Consider the following 16,382-nt stretch of genomic DNA (forward strand, 5'->3'; position numbering starts at 1 on the left):
CACGGGCAGACGAACCACCCGCGCAACCCACTTAAAGCCCGGCTTTACTTGCTATCCAGCTTATCAACCGTTTCGGATACGGGGCGATCCTCTTCGACCGCCGCGAAGTCCTCCGCCTTCAACTCGGGGAGTTTTTGGTCCGGGCACTTCACTCCGACCTGATTCATCGCCTTGGTCATGACCTCGAGCCGGTTATCGACCGCCTGCATATGATCCAGCAGCGACTGAATCGCATGCGCCACCGGGTCAGGCAGCTCACTGGTCACCCCGTAGGCATCAAAGCCGATCTTATCGGCCATCTGCTGCCGCTTCTGATCCGCTTCGTCCATCGATTCCGGATCGATCCGACTGCGAACAATACGACCCGGTATACCCACCACGGTAGCACCCGCCGGAACAGCCTTGGTGACCACGGCATTGGAACCGATCCGCGCGCCTTCACCAACCTCAAACGGACCCAGAATCTTGGCGCCGGCACCAACAACGACACCATCACACAGGGTCGGGTGGCGCTTGCCTTTATTCCAGGTGGTACCACCCAGCGTCACGCCATGATAGAGGGTCACGTCATCGCCGATCTCGGCGGTTTCGCCGATCACCACACCCATGCCGTGATCGATAAAGAAGCGACGCCCGATCCGAGCACCAGGATGGATCTCAATACCGGTCAACCAGCGCGACAAGGTCGAGATCATCCGCGCCAGCCATTTGAAGCCCCGCTTCCATAGCGCATGGCACAAACGGTGGTACAGCAGCGCGTGCAAGCCCGGGTAGTTGGTCAAAACCTCAAAGGCATTTCGTGCGGCCGGATCCCGCTCAAAGACCGACCCGATATCCTCACGCAGCTGATTAAACATGGTCTCCACCCTGTTTCTGTACTTTCTGTGTCGCGGTCAAAATTCCACGCAAAATACCGATCTCCACCTTGTCTGGATGGGATCGCATGTAAAGCCGGCGTAACCGGGTCATCAGTTGACGCGGGTTATCCGGATCGAGAAAGTCGATCTCGATCAGCGCCTGCTCCAGGTGCTCGAAGAACCGCTCCAGCTCATCGGACGTGGCCGATTCGATATCCCAAGCAGTACCCCAGCGGGACACGTCATTCAATTCGGACGCCGGATCCTCGGCCAATGCGGCCATCCGCAACTCGTAGCAGATCACCTGCACCGCCGCCGCCAAATTCAGCGAACTGAAATCCGGGTTGGAGGGAATATGGACATGGCGGTGACAGCGATGCAGCTCTTCGTTGGTCAAACCACGGTCTTCGCGACCGAATACCAAGGCCACCTCGACCGCTGCGTCAGATTCTTTCTGGACCGCGGCTACCTGCTGGGCCATTTCGCGAGGATTGACCACCGGCCAGGGAATATGACGACTGCGAGCACTGGCACCTACGACCAGCTGACAACCTTCCAACGCCTGCTCCAGGGTCGAAACCACCTCTGCAGACTCGAGAATATCGGTAGCCCCCGAAGCCCGAGCCGTGGCCTTTTCGCTGGGAAACTCTTTGGGATCCACCAGTACCAGCTTACTGATCGCCATGTTTTTCATCGCTCGGGCGACACCACCGATATTGCCGGGATGGCTGGTGTTCACCAAAACGATCCGCACCGACGCAAGCATCAATCCGCTCCATCAATTTCGAAGGCCGCAAATTCTAGCAGATAACTGAGCGATCCTATAAGACAATCCACACCTGTTAATCAAAGTAGATTGCATCGATGGATGGTTATCCAGCCCGGTTCTTTGTATAATTCGCGGTCGCTTATTCTCACTAGACGTAGCTCTTTATCATGCAACCTACTTTGAACATCGCCTTGCGCGCTGCGCGTATCGCCGGCGAGCAGGTCGCCCGTGCCATTGAACGCCTGGACATCATCAAGTCCGAGCAACAAAGCGTGGCCGATTTCATCACAGAAACCGCCGCCGGCGCCGAAAAGTCCGTGGCTTATCACTTGCTCAAGGCCAACCCGGGTCACCGTATCCAGGGCCAGCACAGCGGCAACATCGGTGCCGAAGAAGCCAGTGATTTTGAATGGTTCGTCAACCCGATCGACGGTCTGACCAATTTCGCCAACGCACTGCCCTCCTTTGCCCTGACCATCGTCTGCAAACTGCGTGGAAAAATCGAACACGCCGTGATCCTGAATCCGATCACCGGCGAAGAGTTCACCGCCAGCCGTGGTCGCGGCGCCCAGGTCAACGGCAAACGGATCCGCGTCAGCGATCTGAAAAGACTGCCGAACTCGCTGATCGGCTGCCACTTCTCCGGCCAGAGCGACGAAGCCCGACTCGAGCAACAGCTCAACGGCAGCCGCCAGCTCTACCTACAGGGTGCCCAGCTGCATGTCGGAGGCTCCAGCGCCCTGGCAATGGCTTACCAAGCCGCTGGTCGTACCGACGGTTGCTGGATTCTCGGCGCCTACGAATGGGAACTGGAACCGGGCTTACTGCTGCTGCAGGAAGCCGGCGCCCTGGTTGGTGATCTCAACGGCGGCAACAAGTTTACCGACAGCCTGGTCGCGGCCAACCCCAAACTGTTCAAGCAGATGCTACAGACGCTGGCCAAGTAAGCCGACCCAGCAAAAGAAAAAGGCGACCTTAGGTCGCCTTTTTTGTGACTTTGATAGCAGCAGTCAACAACCAGACTGTTAACCACAGCGCTCGCCTTGTGCCAGTTCACCGCAGGTACTTACAATACCCGCGCAAAACCCTCTAGAGATTAAGCCCGGGAAGCCCCTCTCTATTTGCCTGATCCAGATAAAACGCCAATGGCTTGGGCAGACCCAACCCAAACCCCTGCTGCAGCTTAATTCCCATCTGCGCAAGCAGCTTAGACTGCGACAAAGATTCAACCCCTTCCACAACCGCCTCAAATTTCAATGACTCGATCAGATGCTGAATACTGGAAACCATCGTCGCATCGTCTTCTACTCGCTCGGTAAATGACCGATCAATCTTTACGTGAGTTGCCGGAATTCTATACAGATAAGCCAAGGATGAATAACCCGTGCCAAAATCATCGATACTGATCGACATCCCCTGCTCTACGATCTTTGATGCTGCGTTATCGTTCCTGTTCAAATCAAATAAAAGCGCGCCTTCAGTCAGCTCTATATTAATCGCAGAGCTATCAAACCCATTCTCATTTAAAGCCTGACTAACGAATCCAACAAAATCCGGATTAGCGAAATATTTTGTAGAAACATTTATCGCAATGGTCACGTCTGAATCGAAGAGGCACCTAAACTCCTTCAGATCTCGGATCGCCGTTGAAATCACCCACTTTTCGATTTCGATGATAACGCCGATCTCTTCTGCCACCCGAATACACTCGTCGGTAGGCACCCAACCTAAAACTGGACTCTTCCACCTCAGTAACGCTTCCAGCGAGCACACCTGCCGGCTTTCTACATTAAAGATTGGCTGATAGTGGAGCGAAAACTCATCTTGATTGAGCGCTTGGAACAGGTGCTGCGCCAGCTTACTCTGTCGCTGCAGCGTATCTTCCATGCCGTCTAAGTAATTGACCCAGCGATGCTTACCCTGCTTCTTGGCTAGATACATAGCGGCATCAGCCTTTAATATCAGGTTCTCAAAGTCAGCGCCGTCCTTAGGATAATGAGCAATACCGATACTCACCGAAACAGTGATTGGCCGCCCTTCAGCATCATAGAAAGGCCGATTCATCATCTCGATCAGCTGATTGGCCGCCTGTTCAATACTACTATCCAACAGCGCCTCATCTATCACCCAAATAAACTCATCGCCACCGAATCGACAGGCATGACCTTTGCTCAGCTCCGCCGCGGCCAGGCGCTCTGCCATTGATTGAAGCACCCTGTCCCCGACCCCATGGCCCAATGAGTCATTGATCAGCTTAAACCCGTCAAGATCGATATAAAAAACCACAAAGTCCTTCTGACTCTGCTCAGCCCTTTTAAGGACTCGCTTTAAACCTCTTCGATTTAACAATCCCGTTAATGAATCGGTAACCACCTCTTTCTCTAACGCGAGCTCTTCTCTCTTTCTATCATCAATATTAAATTGCTGGACCAGCATCTTCTGATCGGATTTAGCATTCCCTCTGATGCTGATAATAAGCCGATGCCATAAAATCCTATCATTAATAGTTATCTGAACATCGCCCTCATAGCTGCGCTCTTCATCGACGACTTTCATTATTTCAACGTAGTCATCTTGATTAGCAAAAAGCGATTTTATATGTACAAACCCCTCATCCTGAGTGTTTAAAAATGGCGGATTACCGCTAACGAACTTCCCATCCAAGGTGTAGGTAGAGAGCGATACGATAGAGCCAGCCGCGTAGTCTTTTTTCACATGGTCAGCGTCTATCGCCTCAACCATAAGTGCCATACGGCCATCTTCAAGCGTATAACCAGACAACTGGCAGTAGGCTTCCTTTAATATCCCTTTCGGTGAATACTGCCAAAATCTAGATAGCGTCTGGCCCGACTTAAAGACCTGTTGATAGTCCCGCAACGTTTGCTGAACAGCATCTGAGCTACCCGGCTTGAAATCCCTGCTGCTCAGCTCTTCTAGGGAATTACTCTCCCATAAGTGAAGCGCCGCATTATTGGCCCAAACAATACGGTAATTATCAATATCGTATATCCAAACAGAGGTAACGAGACTGTTTAAATAACTATCCATAGATTTCTGGCAAGAACGCTTCTTCACACTATCAACAGGACTAAGATTGGTTGAGGTTTGGCAATTAAGCCTAGCCGCCAACCAATTTTGCTGCATAACGAAAACAAAAAAAGCGGCCAGTTGGCCGCTTTATCATCTGGTGCGAGTATTTAACTACAGGCTAACTCAGGCGTCGAACGCACTGCGTAGGACGATAGTCTCGTTGCGATCCGGACCAGTCGAGACGATGTCGACCGGCGCACCGACCAGCTCTTCCAGGCGCTTGATGTAATTTAGCGCCGCCTGCGGCAGCTGATCCATCGACTTGGCACCAAAGGTGGTTTCGCTCCAGCCCGGCATCTCTTCGTAGACCGGCACAACCGCATCGAAGGCCTCACTGTCGACCGGCATCGGTACCGGATTGCCGTCGGCATCCTGGTAGGCAACGCAGATCTTGATCGTCTCCAGGCCGTCCAGCACGTCCAGCTTGGTCAAGCAGATGCCGGAGACACTATTGATCTGGATGGAGTGACGCAGTGCCACTGAATCGAACCAACCACAGCGACGGTCACGACCGGTGGTCGCACCTACTTCGTGCCCTTTGACTGCCAGGTGTTCGCCGATATCGTCGAACAGCTCGGTCGGGAACGGACCGGAACCTACACGGGTGGTGTAAGCCTTGGTGATACCCAAGATGTAATCCAGGTACAGCGGACCGAAACCGCTACCGGTAGCCACGCCGCCAGCGGTGGTGTTGGAGGAGGTCACGAACGGGTAGGTGCCGTGATCGATATCCAACAGCGAACCCTGAGCCCCTTCAAACAGAATGTTGTCACCGTTGTTACGGTACTGGTGCAGCTTTTCGGTGACGTCGATCACCATCGGGCGCAGCTCTTCGGCCATCTGCATCGCCTGATCCAGGGTCTGCTGATAGTCGATCGCCTCAACCTTGTAGTAGTTGGTCAGCACGAAGTTGTGGTATTCCAGCACTTCTTTGAGCTTGGTAGCGAAACGCTCCGGGTTCATCATGTCACCCAGACGCAGACCACGACGAGCAACCTTGTCTTCGTAAGCCGGACCGATACCCCGACCGGTGGTGCCGATCTTGGCATTACCGCGGGCCAGTTCACGGGCCTGATCCAGAGCAATGTGATACGGCAGGATCAACGGACAAGCCGGGCTCAGACGCAGACGCTCGCGAACCGGCACACCGCGCTGCTCCAGCTCGGCCATCTCTTTGAGAAGCGCTTCAGGGGAGAGCACCACCCCGTTGCCGATCATGCAAAGCACGTCTTCGCGCAGGATGCCAGACGGAATCAGGTGCAGAACAGTTTTCTCACCGTCGATAACCAGTGTATGACCAGCATTGTGACCGCCTTGAAAGCGAGCCACCGCTGCCGCCTGCTCAGTTAGCAGATCGACAATCTTGCCCTTACCCTCGTCGCCCCATTGGGTACCTAATACAACGACGTTCTTGCCCATAGATCGAATATCTCAGTTAGCTAGAAAATTTACTCGGCAGCAGCGACGTCCCAGACGCCGTCACGCAGAATCAGTTGTCGGTCACAGCCCTGCTCCTGAGCGGAACAGTCAACGCCGGGCAACGCCCGCATGACTCGCTCACCCTGCAGGCGCAGTGCATTTATCTTGTCGGCCAGCGTCGAATCACCATCGGCCGGCGCCAAAATCGCGCCACGTCGATCGGCATGATCCACTGCCAACTCGGCGATGACTTTCAGATCGCCACTAAAACCGGTTGCCGGTCGAGCCCGACCGAAATCCTTGCCGATCTCATCGTAGCGACCACCCTTGGCCAGCGGCTGGCCAAAAGTCGGTACATAGACCGCAAAAACTGCACCGGTATGGTAGTTGTAACCACGCAGCTCACCCAGGTCGAAATAGAGTGAAACCTGCGGGAAACGGGTCAGGACCGCCTCGGCAATCGCTTCCAGGTCATCCAGTGCGGTCGCAATACTCGGGTATTCCTGCTGTAGCGCCTGGCGGGCGCGCTCGATGGTATCGCGACCACCATTGAGCTGAGCCAGCAGGCGGAAAGCATTGCGCTGCGATTCACTCAGCTGCAGCGTCTCCAGCAAGGCATCCAGTTCGGTCAGAGACTTTTTCTGCAACAGACTAAACAGCTCGGCCTGATCATCATCCTGCAGCTCAGCCTGCTCAACCAGCGCACGGTAGATCCCCACATGACCCAGATCCAGAGTCAGCGGCTGTCCCAGCTCAACCTGGGTCAGCGCCTCGAGCATCAGGCTGATCACTTCGATATCGCTATCGACGCCAGCATGGCCGTACAGCTCGGCACCGATCTGCATCGGCGAGCGACTGGTCAGCATATTGGCCGGCACGGTATGCAGCACCGAATTGACGTAACAGAGTCGGGTCGGCCCCTGACGATTAAGGCTATGGGCATCGATGCGCGCCACCTGCGGCGTGGTGTCAGCCCGCAATCCCATCATCCGACCGGTCAACTGGTCGGTCACTTTGAAGGTATTCAGCGCCAGATCGTTGCCGGTACCGGTCAGCAGAGACTCCAGGTACTCGATCATCGGCGGCATAACCAGGTCGTAACCCCAGCAATCGAACAGGTCGACCAGTTTACGCCGCAGCGCTTCTACCTGGCGCGCCTGCTGCGGCAGGATCTCATTGACCCCATCCGGTAATAGCCAGCGATCAGCAATAGACATCAGTATTCAGGCTCCCTTAAGAGCGATAGCAGTTAATTCGGGCTGTCAGTGAACCAGATACAACAGCCCGGTTCCGGCCAGCATACAAACCAGTCCGGTAATCCGTAAGGTGCGGTCATCCACGTTGGCCAGCTGCTGTACCATCGAGCGCCAGCGCTGCGGGTAGAGGAACGGAATAATACCCTCCAGCACCAACACCAGGCATAACGCAATCAGCAACTCACGCCACAGTTCCATAAGGTTCTCGACAGTTCCATTGAGCCCTCGACAGCTCCCTGGCCTCCCGACAGCCTCTCAACGATCCCGGCGCGGGCAAAAACACGGCATCCACACACAAAAAAACCGGGACAGGGTCCCGGTTGCGGAATAATACACGAAGCGCTCGTCGATGGCAGCCCCAAAGGACCGCAATCGACCGGCTTCGAATAAGGCTTTAGTTGGCCAAGCCAGCCCCGCCTGCTGCGTTCAGGTACTTGAAGAAGTCACTACCCGGCTCCAGCACCATCACGTCATCCTTGCTGTTGAAGGTGTCCTTGTAGGCATTGAGGCTGCGGTAGAAGGAGTAGAACTCCGGATCCTTCTGGTACGCCTGGGCGTAGGTGGAAGCAGCCACTGCATCACCATCACCTCGGACCTGCTCCGCTTCACGGAAGGCTTCAGCCAGAATTACGGTCTTCTGACGGTCAGCATCGGCGCGGATACCTTCGGCCAGCTCGTTACCCTTGGAGCGCAGCTCCCGGGCTTCCCGTTCCCGCTCGGTCCGCATCCGATCGTAAACCGACTGACTTACCTCGGTCGGCAGATCGATCCGCTTGACCCGAACATCAACCACCTCGATACCCAGCTCCTGCTGAGTGATCTCGGTCAGCTCTTTGGTCAGCTGCACCATCATCTCTTCACGATCACCGGAGACTACCTCGGTCAGGGTACGACGACCAAACTTGTTCCGCAGTCGGGTATCCATCCGCGAAGCCAACAGGTCAGCAGCACGGAATTCGTCACCGGAAGTTGCGGTGTAGTAGGTCTTAACGTCGGCGATCCGCCACTTGACGAAGGAGTCAACGATCAGACGCTTTTTCTCCAGGGTCAGGTAATCCTGCGGACGCGAATCCAGCGTCTGCACCCGACCATCGAACTTGGTGATCGAGTTCACGATCGGCATCTTGATATGCAGCCCGGGCTTGAGGTCCGGATTGACCACCTCACCGAACTGCAGCTTCACCGCACGCTCGGTCTCTTTGATGATAAAGAGCGAGTTATTGGCAACCACAACCAGCAGCAGCAACGCTGCCATTACGGCAAAAGTACGTCCACTGTTCATGTTAACGCTCCTCCCGTCTGATGGTGGATTGACGACGTCGTAGACGCTCGATGACCTCATCGGCAACCGCGTCGACACTGCGGCTATCGAGACTCGAGCTGCCGCCCAAGTTGATCTCACCACCGCCGCCACGGCGATTGACGATCTGATCCAGCGGCAGATACATGATGTTGTTGCCGCCCTCGACGTCCATCAACACCTTGGACGAATTGGCCAGAACCGAAGAAACCGCATCCAGGTACATCCGTTCACGGGTAACCACCGGTGCCTTGGCATACTCGGTTTGCAGCTTGCTGAAACGATCCGCCTCACCCTGGGCCTTGGCCACTACCTCTTCGCGGTAAGCGTTGGCTTCTTCCAGCATCCGCTGAGCCTTACCACGCGCTTCCGGAACGATACCGTTGGCGTAGGATTCCGCTTCGTTCTTAACCCGCTGCTCATCCTCTCGGGCCTTGATCACGTCATCGAAGGCCGATTGCACCTGGGTCGGCGCACTGGTGCTCTCGATGTTGACCTTGGAGATCCGTAGACCAGTGCCGTAGCTGTCCATATAGGCTTGCAGACGATTCTGCACGTCGGTTGCCAACAGCTCACGACCTTCGGTCAGAATGAAGTGCATCTCGGAGGTACCTACCACATGACGCAACGCACTCTCGGTAGCGTGACCCAGACTGATTTCGGGATCACGTACTTTCAGCACGTAGGACTGCGGATCGGTAACCCGGTACTGCACCTTCAGCCCGACTTCGACGATATTCTCGTCTTCGGTCAGCATCAGCGCCCGGTGATCCTTAGAACGCACCTGAGTCACATTGACGGGGAAACGCTGGTCGATCAACGGCGGATTCCAACGCAGGCCCGGCAGCTGAGTATCGTGGAATTTACCCAGACGCAGGATAACCACCCGCTCCTGTTCGTTGACGGTGTAGAAGCCCATTGCGGCCCAGACCACCAACAGTCCAGCGATCAACAGCAAGATGCCGCCGGTACCGAGCGAACTGCCCTTGCCAGAGCTTGAGCCAGAACCACTGCCGCCGCCACCGAAGATACCGTTCAGTTTCTCCTGCAGTTTGCGCAGCGCCTCATCCAGATCTGGCGGCCCTTCACCCCCACGGTTCCCACCGCCGCCGCGATTGCCACCGCCGCTCCAGGGATCCTGGTTGTTACCGTTGCCACCCGGCTCATTCCAAGCCATAAGCGTCTCCGTTTTATTAGTAATCAGTTAATAATCGTTAAGTCGTTGTTTATACCGACACATTCTAGGTAGCCGCCGGTGGCCATGCAACACAGCCAACGTCTACCATCCCCTACCAGGGGTCGTCTTCAACTGGCGGTAAAAACCGTTCCGGATCGATACCGACCCGGGTCAAAATCTGTAACAGGTCGCGCTTTTGTATTCTGACCTCCAGCGCCAACTGTCCTGCCTCGTCCACCTGTTCGTCCAACACCGCATTCTGGGCATAAAGTTGAGCCCGGAAAGCCCCTTCATGCGGTGCAAGGTGTAGCGTTTGGTGGACAACTTCGTCACCCAGAAGTTCGGCAATCGCCTGTGGCAACAGCTCGGTTCCGGCTCCCGTCGCAGCGGATAACCAGACCCGCTGTGGCCTGCCTTGATCGTCCCGTTCGATCCGAGGCTGAGCCTGATCGATCAAGTCAATCTTATTGTAGACCTCAAGCACCGGTACCGTATCAGCGCCGATCTCATGCAGCACCGAGCTGACCTCTTCGATGTTGGCATCACGCTCTTCGCTTGCCGCATCAATAACATGCAGCAACAGGGTCGCCTCGATGGTCTCCTGCAGCGTGGCCCGGAACGCCTCCACCAATTTGTGCGGCAGATGACGGATAAACCCGACCGTATCGGCCAGTACCACCGGCCCCACATCGGCCACTTCAATCCGGCGCAGGGTCGGATCGAGGGTGGCGAACAACTGATCGGCGGCATAGACCTCCGATTCGGTGATGCGATTGAACAGGGTCGATTTGCCTGCATTGGTGTAACCGACCAACGAGACCGTCGCGATCTCGGCACGCTGGCGCTGGCGACGCCCCTGGTCCCGCTGTTTGCGGACCTTGGTCAAGCGACTCAGGATCGATTTGATCCGAGCCCGCAGCAAACGTCGGTCGGTTTCAAGCTGGGTTTCACCCGGCCCACGTAAACCGATCCCCCCCTTCTGCCGCTCCAGGTGGGTCCAACCACGGATCAGGCGGGTCGACATATGCTCCAGCTGAGCCAGCTCAACCTGTAGCTTACCTTCGTAGGTGCGGGCACGTTGGGCAAAGATATCCAGGATCAAGCCGGTACGGTCCAGCACGCGACACTGCAGCAGCTGCTCCAGGTTACGCTCCTGACCCGGCGACAAGGCATGATTGAAGAGCACCAGCTTGGCGTCATGCTGACGCGCAACCTCGGCGATCTCTTCGGCCTTGCCCTGGCCGACAAAATACTGGGGACTGGGACGGTTGCGGGATCCGGTGATCAGCGCCACAGGATCCGCACCGGCGGACAACGCGAGCTCTTCGAACTCCTTCGGGTCTTCCCGTTCGGATTCTTCAGCCAGATCGAGATGAACCAATACCGCTATTTCGCCCGATTCAGGCCGTTCAAAAAACAAAGCTGTCCCTAATGGTAATAAATTGAGAAGAAGCTACGCCTTAAGCGTCTTCACCCTCGGTTGCCTGTACCGGCGTCTTAACCGGACGGGAAGGCACGACGGTCGAGATGGCGTGCTTGTAGACCATCTGGCTGACGGTGTTCTTCAGCAGAATGACAAACTGATCGAAGGATTCGATCTGGCCCTGCAGCTTGATGCCGTTGACCAGAAAGATGGATACGGGTACCCGCTCCTTGCGCAAAACGTTGAGGTAAGGGTCTTGTAAGGTTTGCCCTTTTGACATTGTGTACTCCTTTCAAGTACTGAAAATACGATTAATAAATACAGCAATAAGCGGTCAATAACGAAAACCGACGGCTAAAGCTTAGATAAGCCGTCGTAATCAAGCACGCGCTAATGGCCCGTAGTCCACCTATATAAGGTAGTCATCTATCAATTTCAAGGTATTACCCAGGATATCGTCGTCGCGTGCGTCGATTCGATGATGGTCGGGCCAGCCCCGCAGCCAGGTTAGTTGGCGCTTGGCTAGCTGGCGGGTCGCGATAATACCACGCTCAACCATGCTGTCGAATCCAATCTCCCCATCCAGGTAGGCCCACATCTGGCGATACCCGACACAGCGGATCGATGGCATTGAAGGATCGAGGTCTCCGCGTTGGTACAGCGCACGTACCTCTTGCTCAAACCCCTCATCGATCATGATCCGAAAACGCTGCTCGATACGCTGGTGAAGCCAAGCTCGGTCAGCCACGTCGATACTCAACTGTAAGGGCTGAAACGGCAACTGCACCTGCTGCTGTTGCTGCCACAGTTCGGTCAGACTCTGGCCGGTCAGCTCATAGACCTCCAACGCCCGCTGCAGACGCTGGGGATCGTTGGGGTGAATTCGTTGCGCCGAGACCGGATCGACCTCACCCAGGCGTTGATGCAACGACTCCCAGCCATGGAGCTGCGCCTGATCCAGCAATCGCTGACGAACCTCGGGATCCGCCTTGGGCAGGGTCGCCAGCCCCTCCAGCAGGGTCTTGAAATAGAGCATGGTCCCGCCGACCAATAGCGGAATACGCCCCTGGGCATGGATCGCTTCGATCTCGGCCAGCGCATCGGCTCGAAACTCCGCCGCCGAATAGCTTTCGGCCGGATCTCGAATATCGATCAGCCGGTGCGGGGCTCGGGCCAGCAATTCGGCATCGGGCTTGGCGGTGCCGATATCCATCTCGCGGTAGATCAGTGCCGAATCGACACTGATCAGATCGCAGGGTAGCTGTTCGGCCAGTCTGACCGCAAGGTCGGTCTTGCCGGTAGCGGTGGCGCCCATCAGACAGATGACCGGGCACTGTTCAACCTGGGAGTGGGTAGAGGAATTCATACTACTGCCCCCTCAGGAACAATTTATCCAGCGCATCCATATCCAGCTGGGTCCAGGTCGGCCGGCCGTGGTTACACTGGCCACTGCGTTCGGTACGCTCCATATCCCGCAGCAGCGCATTCATCTCCGGCAGAGTCAACTGGCGGTTAGCCCGGACCGAGCCGTGGCAGGCCATGGTCGCAAGAATCTGGTTCATCTCGGCCTGAACCCGGTCGCTATCGCCCAGCACCCGTAGATCAGCCAGCACATCGCGCACCAACTGCTCCACATCGGTCTGCTTCAACAGCGCCGGTACCTGACGGATCACCAGCGACTCTTCGCTCATTCGGGCCAACTCAAAGCCCAGCTGCCTGAACAGCTCGGCAAACTCTTCGGCGCAATCGGCTTCCTGACTACTCAGCGCCATCGATTGGGGCACCAACAACGGCTGCGAGGTAATCCCCTCCTCGGCAAAAGAGACCTTCATCCGCTCGTAGACCACCCGCTCATGGGCCGCATGCATGTCGACCACCACCAGCCCCTGCTCGTTCTGAGACAGGATGTAGATTCCGTGTAACTGCGCCACCGCATACCCCAGCGGCGGTGTTTCGGTTGCCGACTCTGACGAGCTCGCGGTCGGGTCCGGCATCCCATACCCCATCGACGGGGGCGGCACCGCAACCGTTGCCGGCTCGATATTTGGCGCAACCCCTGGCGGATGCAACGCGCCGTAGGCGGCAATCTGCTCCTGCACCCGTCCGGGGGTCGGTTGCGGAGCAGCAGGGCGAGAAAACCCCAACGGCATCGCTTGTTGTTGCAACGACGAACCTTGATCAGCAGCAGCCGGCCCCGAATCGAGCTGGGTCAATCCCGGCGGCGAGATTCCTCCCGCTTCAACTTGGTCGGCCGGACTGACCTCGGCCAAGCCGCGATGCAGGGTACGGAATAGAAAATCGTGGACCAACCGGCCATCGCGGAAACGCACTTCATGCTTGGTGGGATGGACATTGACATCCACATCGGCCGGATTGAGCTCCAGAAACAGCACAAAGGTCGGGTGACGCCCGTTGTAAAGTACATCCCGATACGCCTGACGCACCGCATGGGCCACCAGCTTGTCGCGGATCGAACGGCCATTAACAAAGAAATATTGCAGATCGGCCTGAGAACGGGAGAAAGTGGGCAGGCCAACCCAACCCCACAACCGCAAGCCGGCAGCTTCGACATCCAGCGCGACGGCATTCTCCATAAACTTGGGGCCACAGAGCGATGCCACTCGGCGCTCCAACTCGGCCTGGCTACTGGCTGGGCGCAGCTGATGAATCACCCGTCCGTTATGGCGCAAGCTGATCGCAACATCGAAACGACTCAATGCCAGCCGTTTAACCACCTCTTCCAGATGACCAAATTCGGTTTTCTCGGTCCGCAGGAATTTGCGTCGCGCCGGCGTATTAAAAAACAGATCACGCATTTCGATGGTCGTGCCCGGCGGATGGGCGGCGGGTTGTAATTCCGGCACCATCTCACGCCCCTCGGCCCGCACCTGCCAGGATTCGGATTCTCCGGCGGCGCAGGAGGTCATCGCCAACCTCGACACCGAACTGATACTGGCCAGCGCCTCACCCCGGAAGCCCAGGGTCGCCACTGCCTCAAGATCATCCAGATCTTTGATTTTGCTGGTGGCATGACGACTCAGCGCCAGCGCCAGGTCCTCTTTGAGAACTCCCGCGCCGTTATCCCGTATCCGGATCAATTTGACCCCGCCCTGCTCGACATCGACCTCGATTCGATCCGCCCCGGCATCCAGGCTGTTTTCCAGTAGCTCCTTGACCACCGAGGCCGGACGCTCAACCACCTCGCCGGCGGCAATCTGGTTAGCAAGACGGGGGGATAACAGTGAGATTCGGTTCATGCGTAGGTGGCTCAGGGTAACTCGGTGGCACGATTCTGTTGGGTTATTTCAGACAGGCCGAGACTACTCGGGTACCCGTCAGAAAGAGACACGGCGAACACCTGGGGAACCTGCGAATAAGTCCTTGCTAGCTTCTGGCTTTCAGCTTGGTTCGCAATCCATGCGCAGTTTTGAAGCAATGTCTAGACCTTGCAAAAAGCTGCAACGCAGAGTGCGGATCAAGCTGAAAGCCCCGCAGGGCAAGGCTTGAAGTACACAATTTCGTCGTTGCAACCTTTGCTAAGGGCGACGGCCATTAGCTGCAGCTTGCGCCTAGAACTTGCGCACTTCAGGCGCTTGCAGAAGCCGCAAAGACTTGTTCGAAGATTCCCTAGGTTCGCCGTTGTCAGCTCGATTTTTTAGAGAGGGGTTAGGATGCGGGAATCCGCAACACCTGTCCAACCCGAATCACGTCGGATTTGAGTCCGTTAACTTCCCGCAACCGCTTCAACGCCACTCCGTTGCGGCTAGCGATCACCGACAGGGTATCGCCGCGGGATACTTTATAACGGGTAGTATTGCTATCACCGCCGTTCTGCTTCCAGGCCAACAGGGTCCCTGGAGGCGGTTTTTTGCTGAAATGCACCTTAATGCCGTTGAAGATCGACTGCGCCAGTTTGCGCTGGTGACTGCGCTGCTGCAGCAGACGGGCTTCGCCGGGATTCGAAATAAATCCGGTTTCGACCAAGATCGACGGAATATCCGGTGACTTCAGCACCATAAAGCCGGCGTGTTGAACCTGCTTCTTATGCATATGGGCCACCTTGCCCATATATCGCTGCACATGGCTGCCTACTTCTCGAGAGTGACTGATACTGGAGTGCATCGACATGTCCAGCAGCACCCCTTCGAGCACATCGTTGTCGTTATCTTTGCTCAGGGTTCCGACGCCACCGATCAGGTCGGTGCTGTTCTCACGTCCCGCCAACCAGCGCCCCATCTCACTACTGGCGCCCCGCTCCGACAGGGTCCAGACCGATGCCCCACGAGCGCTGCTGCGTTTAAAGGCATCCGCATGGATCGAGACAAACAGGTCAGCTCCAGCATTACGAGCCTTGCGGGTCCGGTTACGCAGCCCGACATAATAGTCGCTGTCACGGATCAGCACCGGCTTGAATCCCGCTTCGGCCTTGAACAGCGCTGCCAGTTCGCGGGCGATCCGCAGCACCACATCCTTCTCTTTAACTCTGCCCGGGCCGATGGCACCCGGGTCTTCACCCCCATGGCCGGCATCGATCGCAATCACGATATCCCGCTTGCTGTTGCCTTTGGTGGCGAGCTGTTTGACCGTCTTGACCTCGGCCTTTTTCTTGTTGACCAGATCAACTACCAGACGGTGACCGTACTTGGCATTGGGTTTAAGGCTGAAACTGCGCGGCTGGGTCTGACTTTTCAGGTCGAGTACGATTCGCAGCCCACTGGCACCACGTTTACCGCTGCGAATGTTCTGAATCGGGGTTTTGGCCAGCTCTAGATTACTGAGCTTGGCCGCCATCTTGCTGTTTGCCAGATCGATAACGATCCGGGAGGGATTGGCCAGCGTGAACAGCTTATGTTCGGCCTGACCGGACAGATCAAATACCAGGCGCGTATGATCAGGCGCCGGCCAGACCCGCACCTGTTTAACGGTTGCAGCCGACAACAGCGTACTGCTCAGCAGCACCAATAGGCCAAGCAAACCGACCGTTACCCGATGAATTCCCCTTCTCAACACCTGCTCACCTGTTGATCCGACTTTTATTCAGTTTCTTATTCAACCCGAAACGTACAAACAGGGCTACCCGCCCAACCGTAC

At 56.3% G+C, this 16,382-nt stretch carries 14 protein-coding genes; 1 reads left to right on the forward strand and 13 read right to left on the reverse strand.

All coding sequences use genetic code 11. The features are described 5' to 3' along the window. Window positions 1-44: 44 nt before the first annotated feature. Together cysE and trmJ are read right to left on the reverse strand one after the other, a co-directional pair. Window positions 45-857, reverse strand: coding sequence for a serine O-acetyltransferase (gene cysE / locus DV711_RS12100; protein WP_114695965.1), 813 nt, complete (start codon window positions 855-857; stop codon window positions 45-47). Next, a complete protein-coding gene (gene trmJ, locus DV711_RS12105; protein ID WP_114695966.1) occupies window positions 850-1,623 on the reverse strand; it encodes a tRNA (cytosine(32)/uridine(32)-2'-O)-methyltransferase TrmJ in 774 nt (257 codons plus the stop codon). Before trmJ ends, cysE begins: the two co-directional genes overlap by 8 nt. A gap of 170 nt (window positions 1,624-1,793) precedes the next feature. Between trmJ and DV711_RS12110 the strand changes: the two genes are divergently transcribed. Further along, entirely contained in the window at window positions 1,794-2,573 is a 780-nt protein-coding gene (locus DV711_RS12110; RefSeq protein ID WP_114695967.1) for an inositol monophosphatase family protein, read from the forward strand. Window positions 2,574-2,715: 142 nt separating this feature from the next. On the opposite strand, the gene DV711_RS12115 is transcribed toward DV711_RS12110, so the two are convergent. The 11 genes from DV711_RS12115 to DV711_RS12165 form a co-directional block, all read right to left on the reverse strand. Next, window positions 2,716-4,674 carry a putative bifunctional diguanylate cyclase/phosphodiesterase gene (locus DV711_RS12115; protein WP_165840103.1) on the reverse strand — a complete coding sequence of 653 codons (1,959 nt, stop codon included), beginning with the start codon at window positions 4,672-4,674 and terminating at the stop codon, window positions 2,716-2,718. Window positions 4,675-4,839: 165 nt separating this feature from the next. Then, window positions 4,840-6,135 carry an adenylosuccinate synthase gene (locus DV711_RS12120; protein WP_114695969.1) on the reverse strand — a complete coding sequence of 432 codons (1,296 nt, stop codon included), beginning with the start codon at window positions 6,133-6,135 and terminating at the stop codon, window positions 4,840-4,842. 29 nt (window positions 6,136-6,164) lie between these two features. Continuing rightward, window positions 6,165-7,352 carry an ATP phosphoribosyltransferase regulatory subunit gene (locus DV711_RS12125; RefSeq protein WP_114695970.1) on the reverse strand — a complete coding sequence of 396 codons (1,188 nt, stop codon included), beginning with the start codon at window positions 7,350-7,352 and terminating at the stop codon, window positions 6,165-6,167. A 45-nt stretch (window positions 7,353-7,397) separates the two neighbouring features. Then, entirely contained in the window at window positions 7,398-7,589 is a 192-nt protein-coding gene (locus tag DV711_RS12130; RefSeq protein WP_114695971.1) for a DUF2065 domain-containing protein, read from the reverse strand. A 196-nt stretch (window positions 7,590-7,785) separates the two neighbouring features. After that, complete coding sequence (gene hflC, locus DV711_RS12135) at window positions 7,786-8,673, reverse strand: protease modulator HflC (RefSeq protein ID WP_114695972.1); 888 nt, start codon at window positions 8,671-8,673, stop codon at window positions 7,786-7,788. Between the two features lies 1 nt (window position 8,674). Next, window positions 8,675-9,868, reverse strand: a complete 1,194-nt coding sequence (hflK, locus tag DV711_RS12140) for an FtsH protease activity modulator HflK (RefSeq protein WP_114695973.1) — start codon at window positions 9,866-9,868, stop codon at window positions 8,675-8,677. Between the two features lie 112 nt (window positions 9,869-9,980). Then, the gene (gene hflX, locus DV711_RS12145; RefSeq protein WP_114695974.1) at window positions 9,981-11,288 is read right to left on the reverse strand and encodes a ribosome rescue GTPase HflX; all 1,308 of its coding nucleotides are present in this window, start codon (window positions 11,286-11,288) and stop codon (window positions 9,981-9,983) included. A gap of 40 nt (window positions 11,289-11,328) precedes the next feature. Beyond that, window positions 11,329-11,571 (reverse strand): RNA chaperone Hfq, encoded by a 243-nt coding sequence (hfq, locus tag DV711_RS12150; RefSeq protein WP_114695975.1) that lies wholly within the window; start codon window positions 11,569-11,571, stop codon window positions 11,329-11,331. Between the two features lie 129 nt (window positions 11,572-11,700). Next, window positions 11,701-12,657 (reverse strand): tRNA (adenosine(37)-N6)-dimethylallyltransferase MiaA, encoded by a 957-nt coding sequence (miaA, locus tag DV711_RS12155; RefSeq protein WP_114695976.1) that lies wholly within the window; start codon window positions 12,655-12,657, stop codon window positions 11,701-11,703. A gap of 1 nt (window position 12,658) precedes the next feature. Continuing rightward, a complete protein-coding gene (mutL, locus tag DV711_RS12160) occupies window positions 12,659-14,548 on the reverse strand; it encodes a DNA mismatch repair endonuclease MutL (RefSeq protein ID WP_114695977.1) in 1,890 nt (629 codons plus the stop codon). Between the two features lie 409 nt (window positions 14,549-14,957). Further along, window positions 14,958-16,301 (reverse strand): N-acetylmuramoyl-L-alanine amidase, encoded by a 1,344-nt coding sequence (locus DV711_RS12165; protein ID WP_424398990.1) that lies wholly within the window; start codon window positions 16,299-16,301, stop codon window positions 14,958-14,960. Window positions 16,302-16,382 lie beyond the last annotated feature (81 nt).

The organism is Motiliproteus coralliicola (assembly GCF_003345655.1).
GTDB classification, from domain to species: Bacteria; Pseudomonadota; Gammaproteobacteria; order Pseudomonadales; family Balneatricaceae; genus Motiliproteus; species Motiliproteus coralliicola.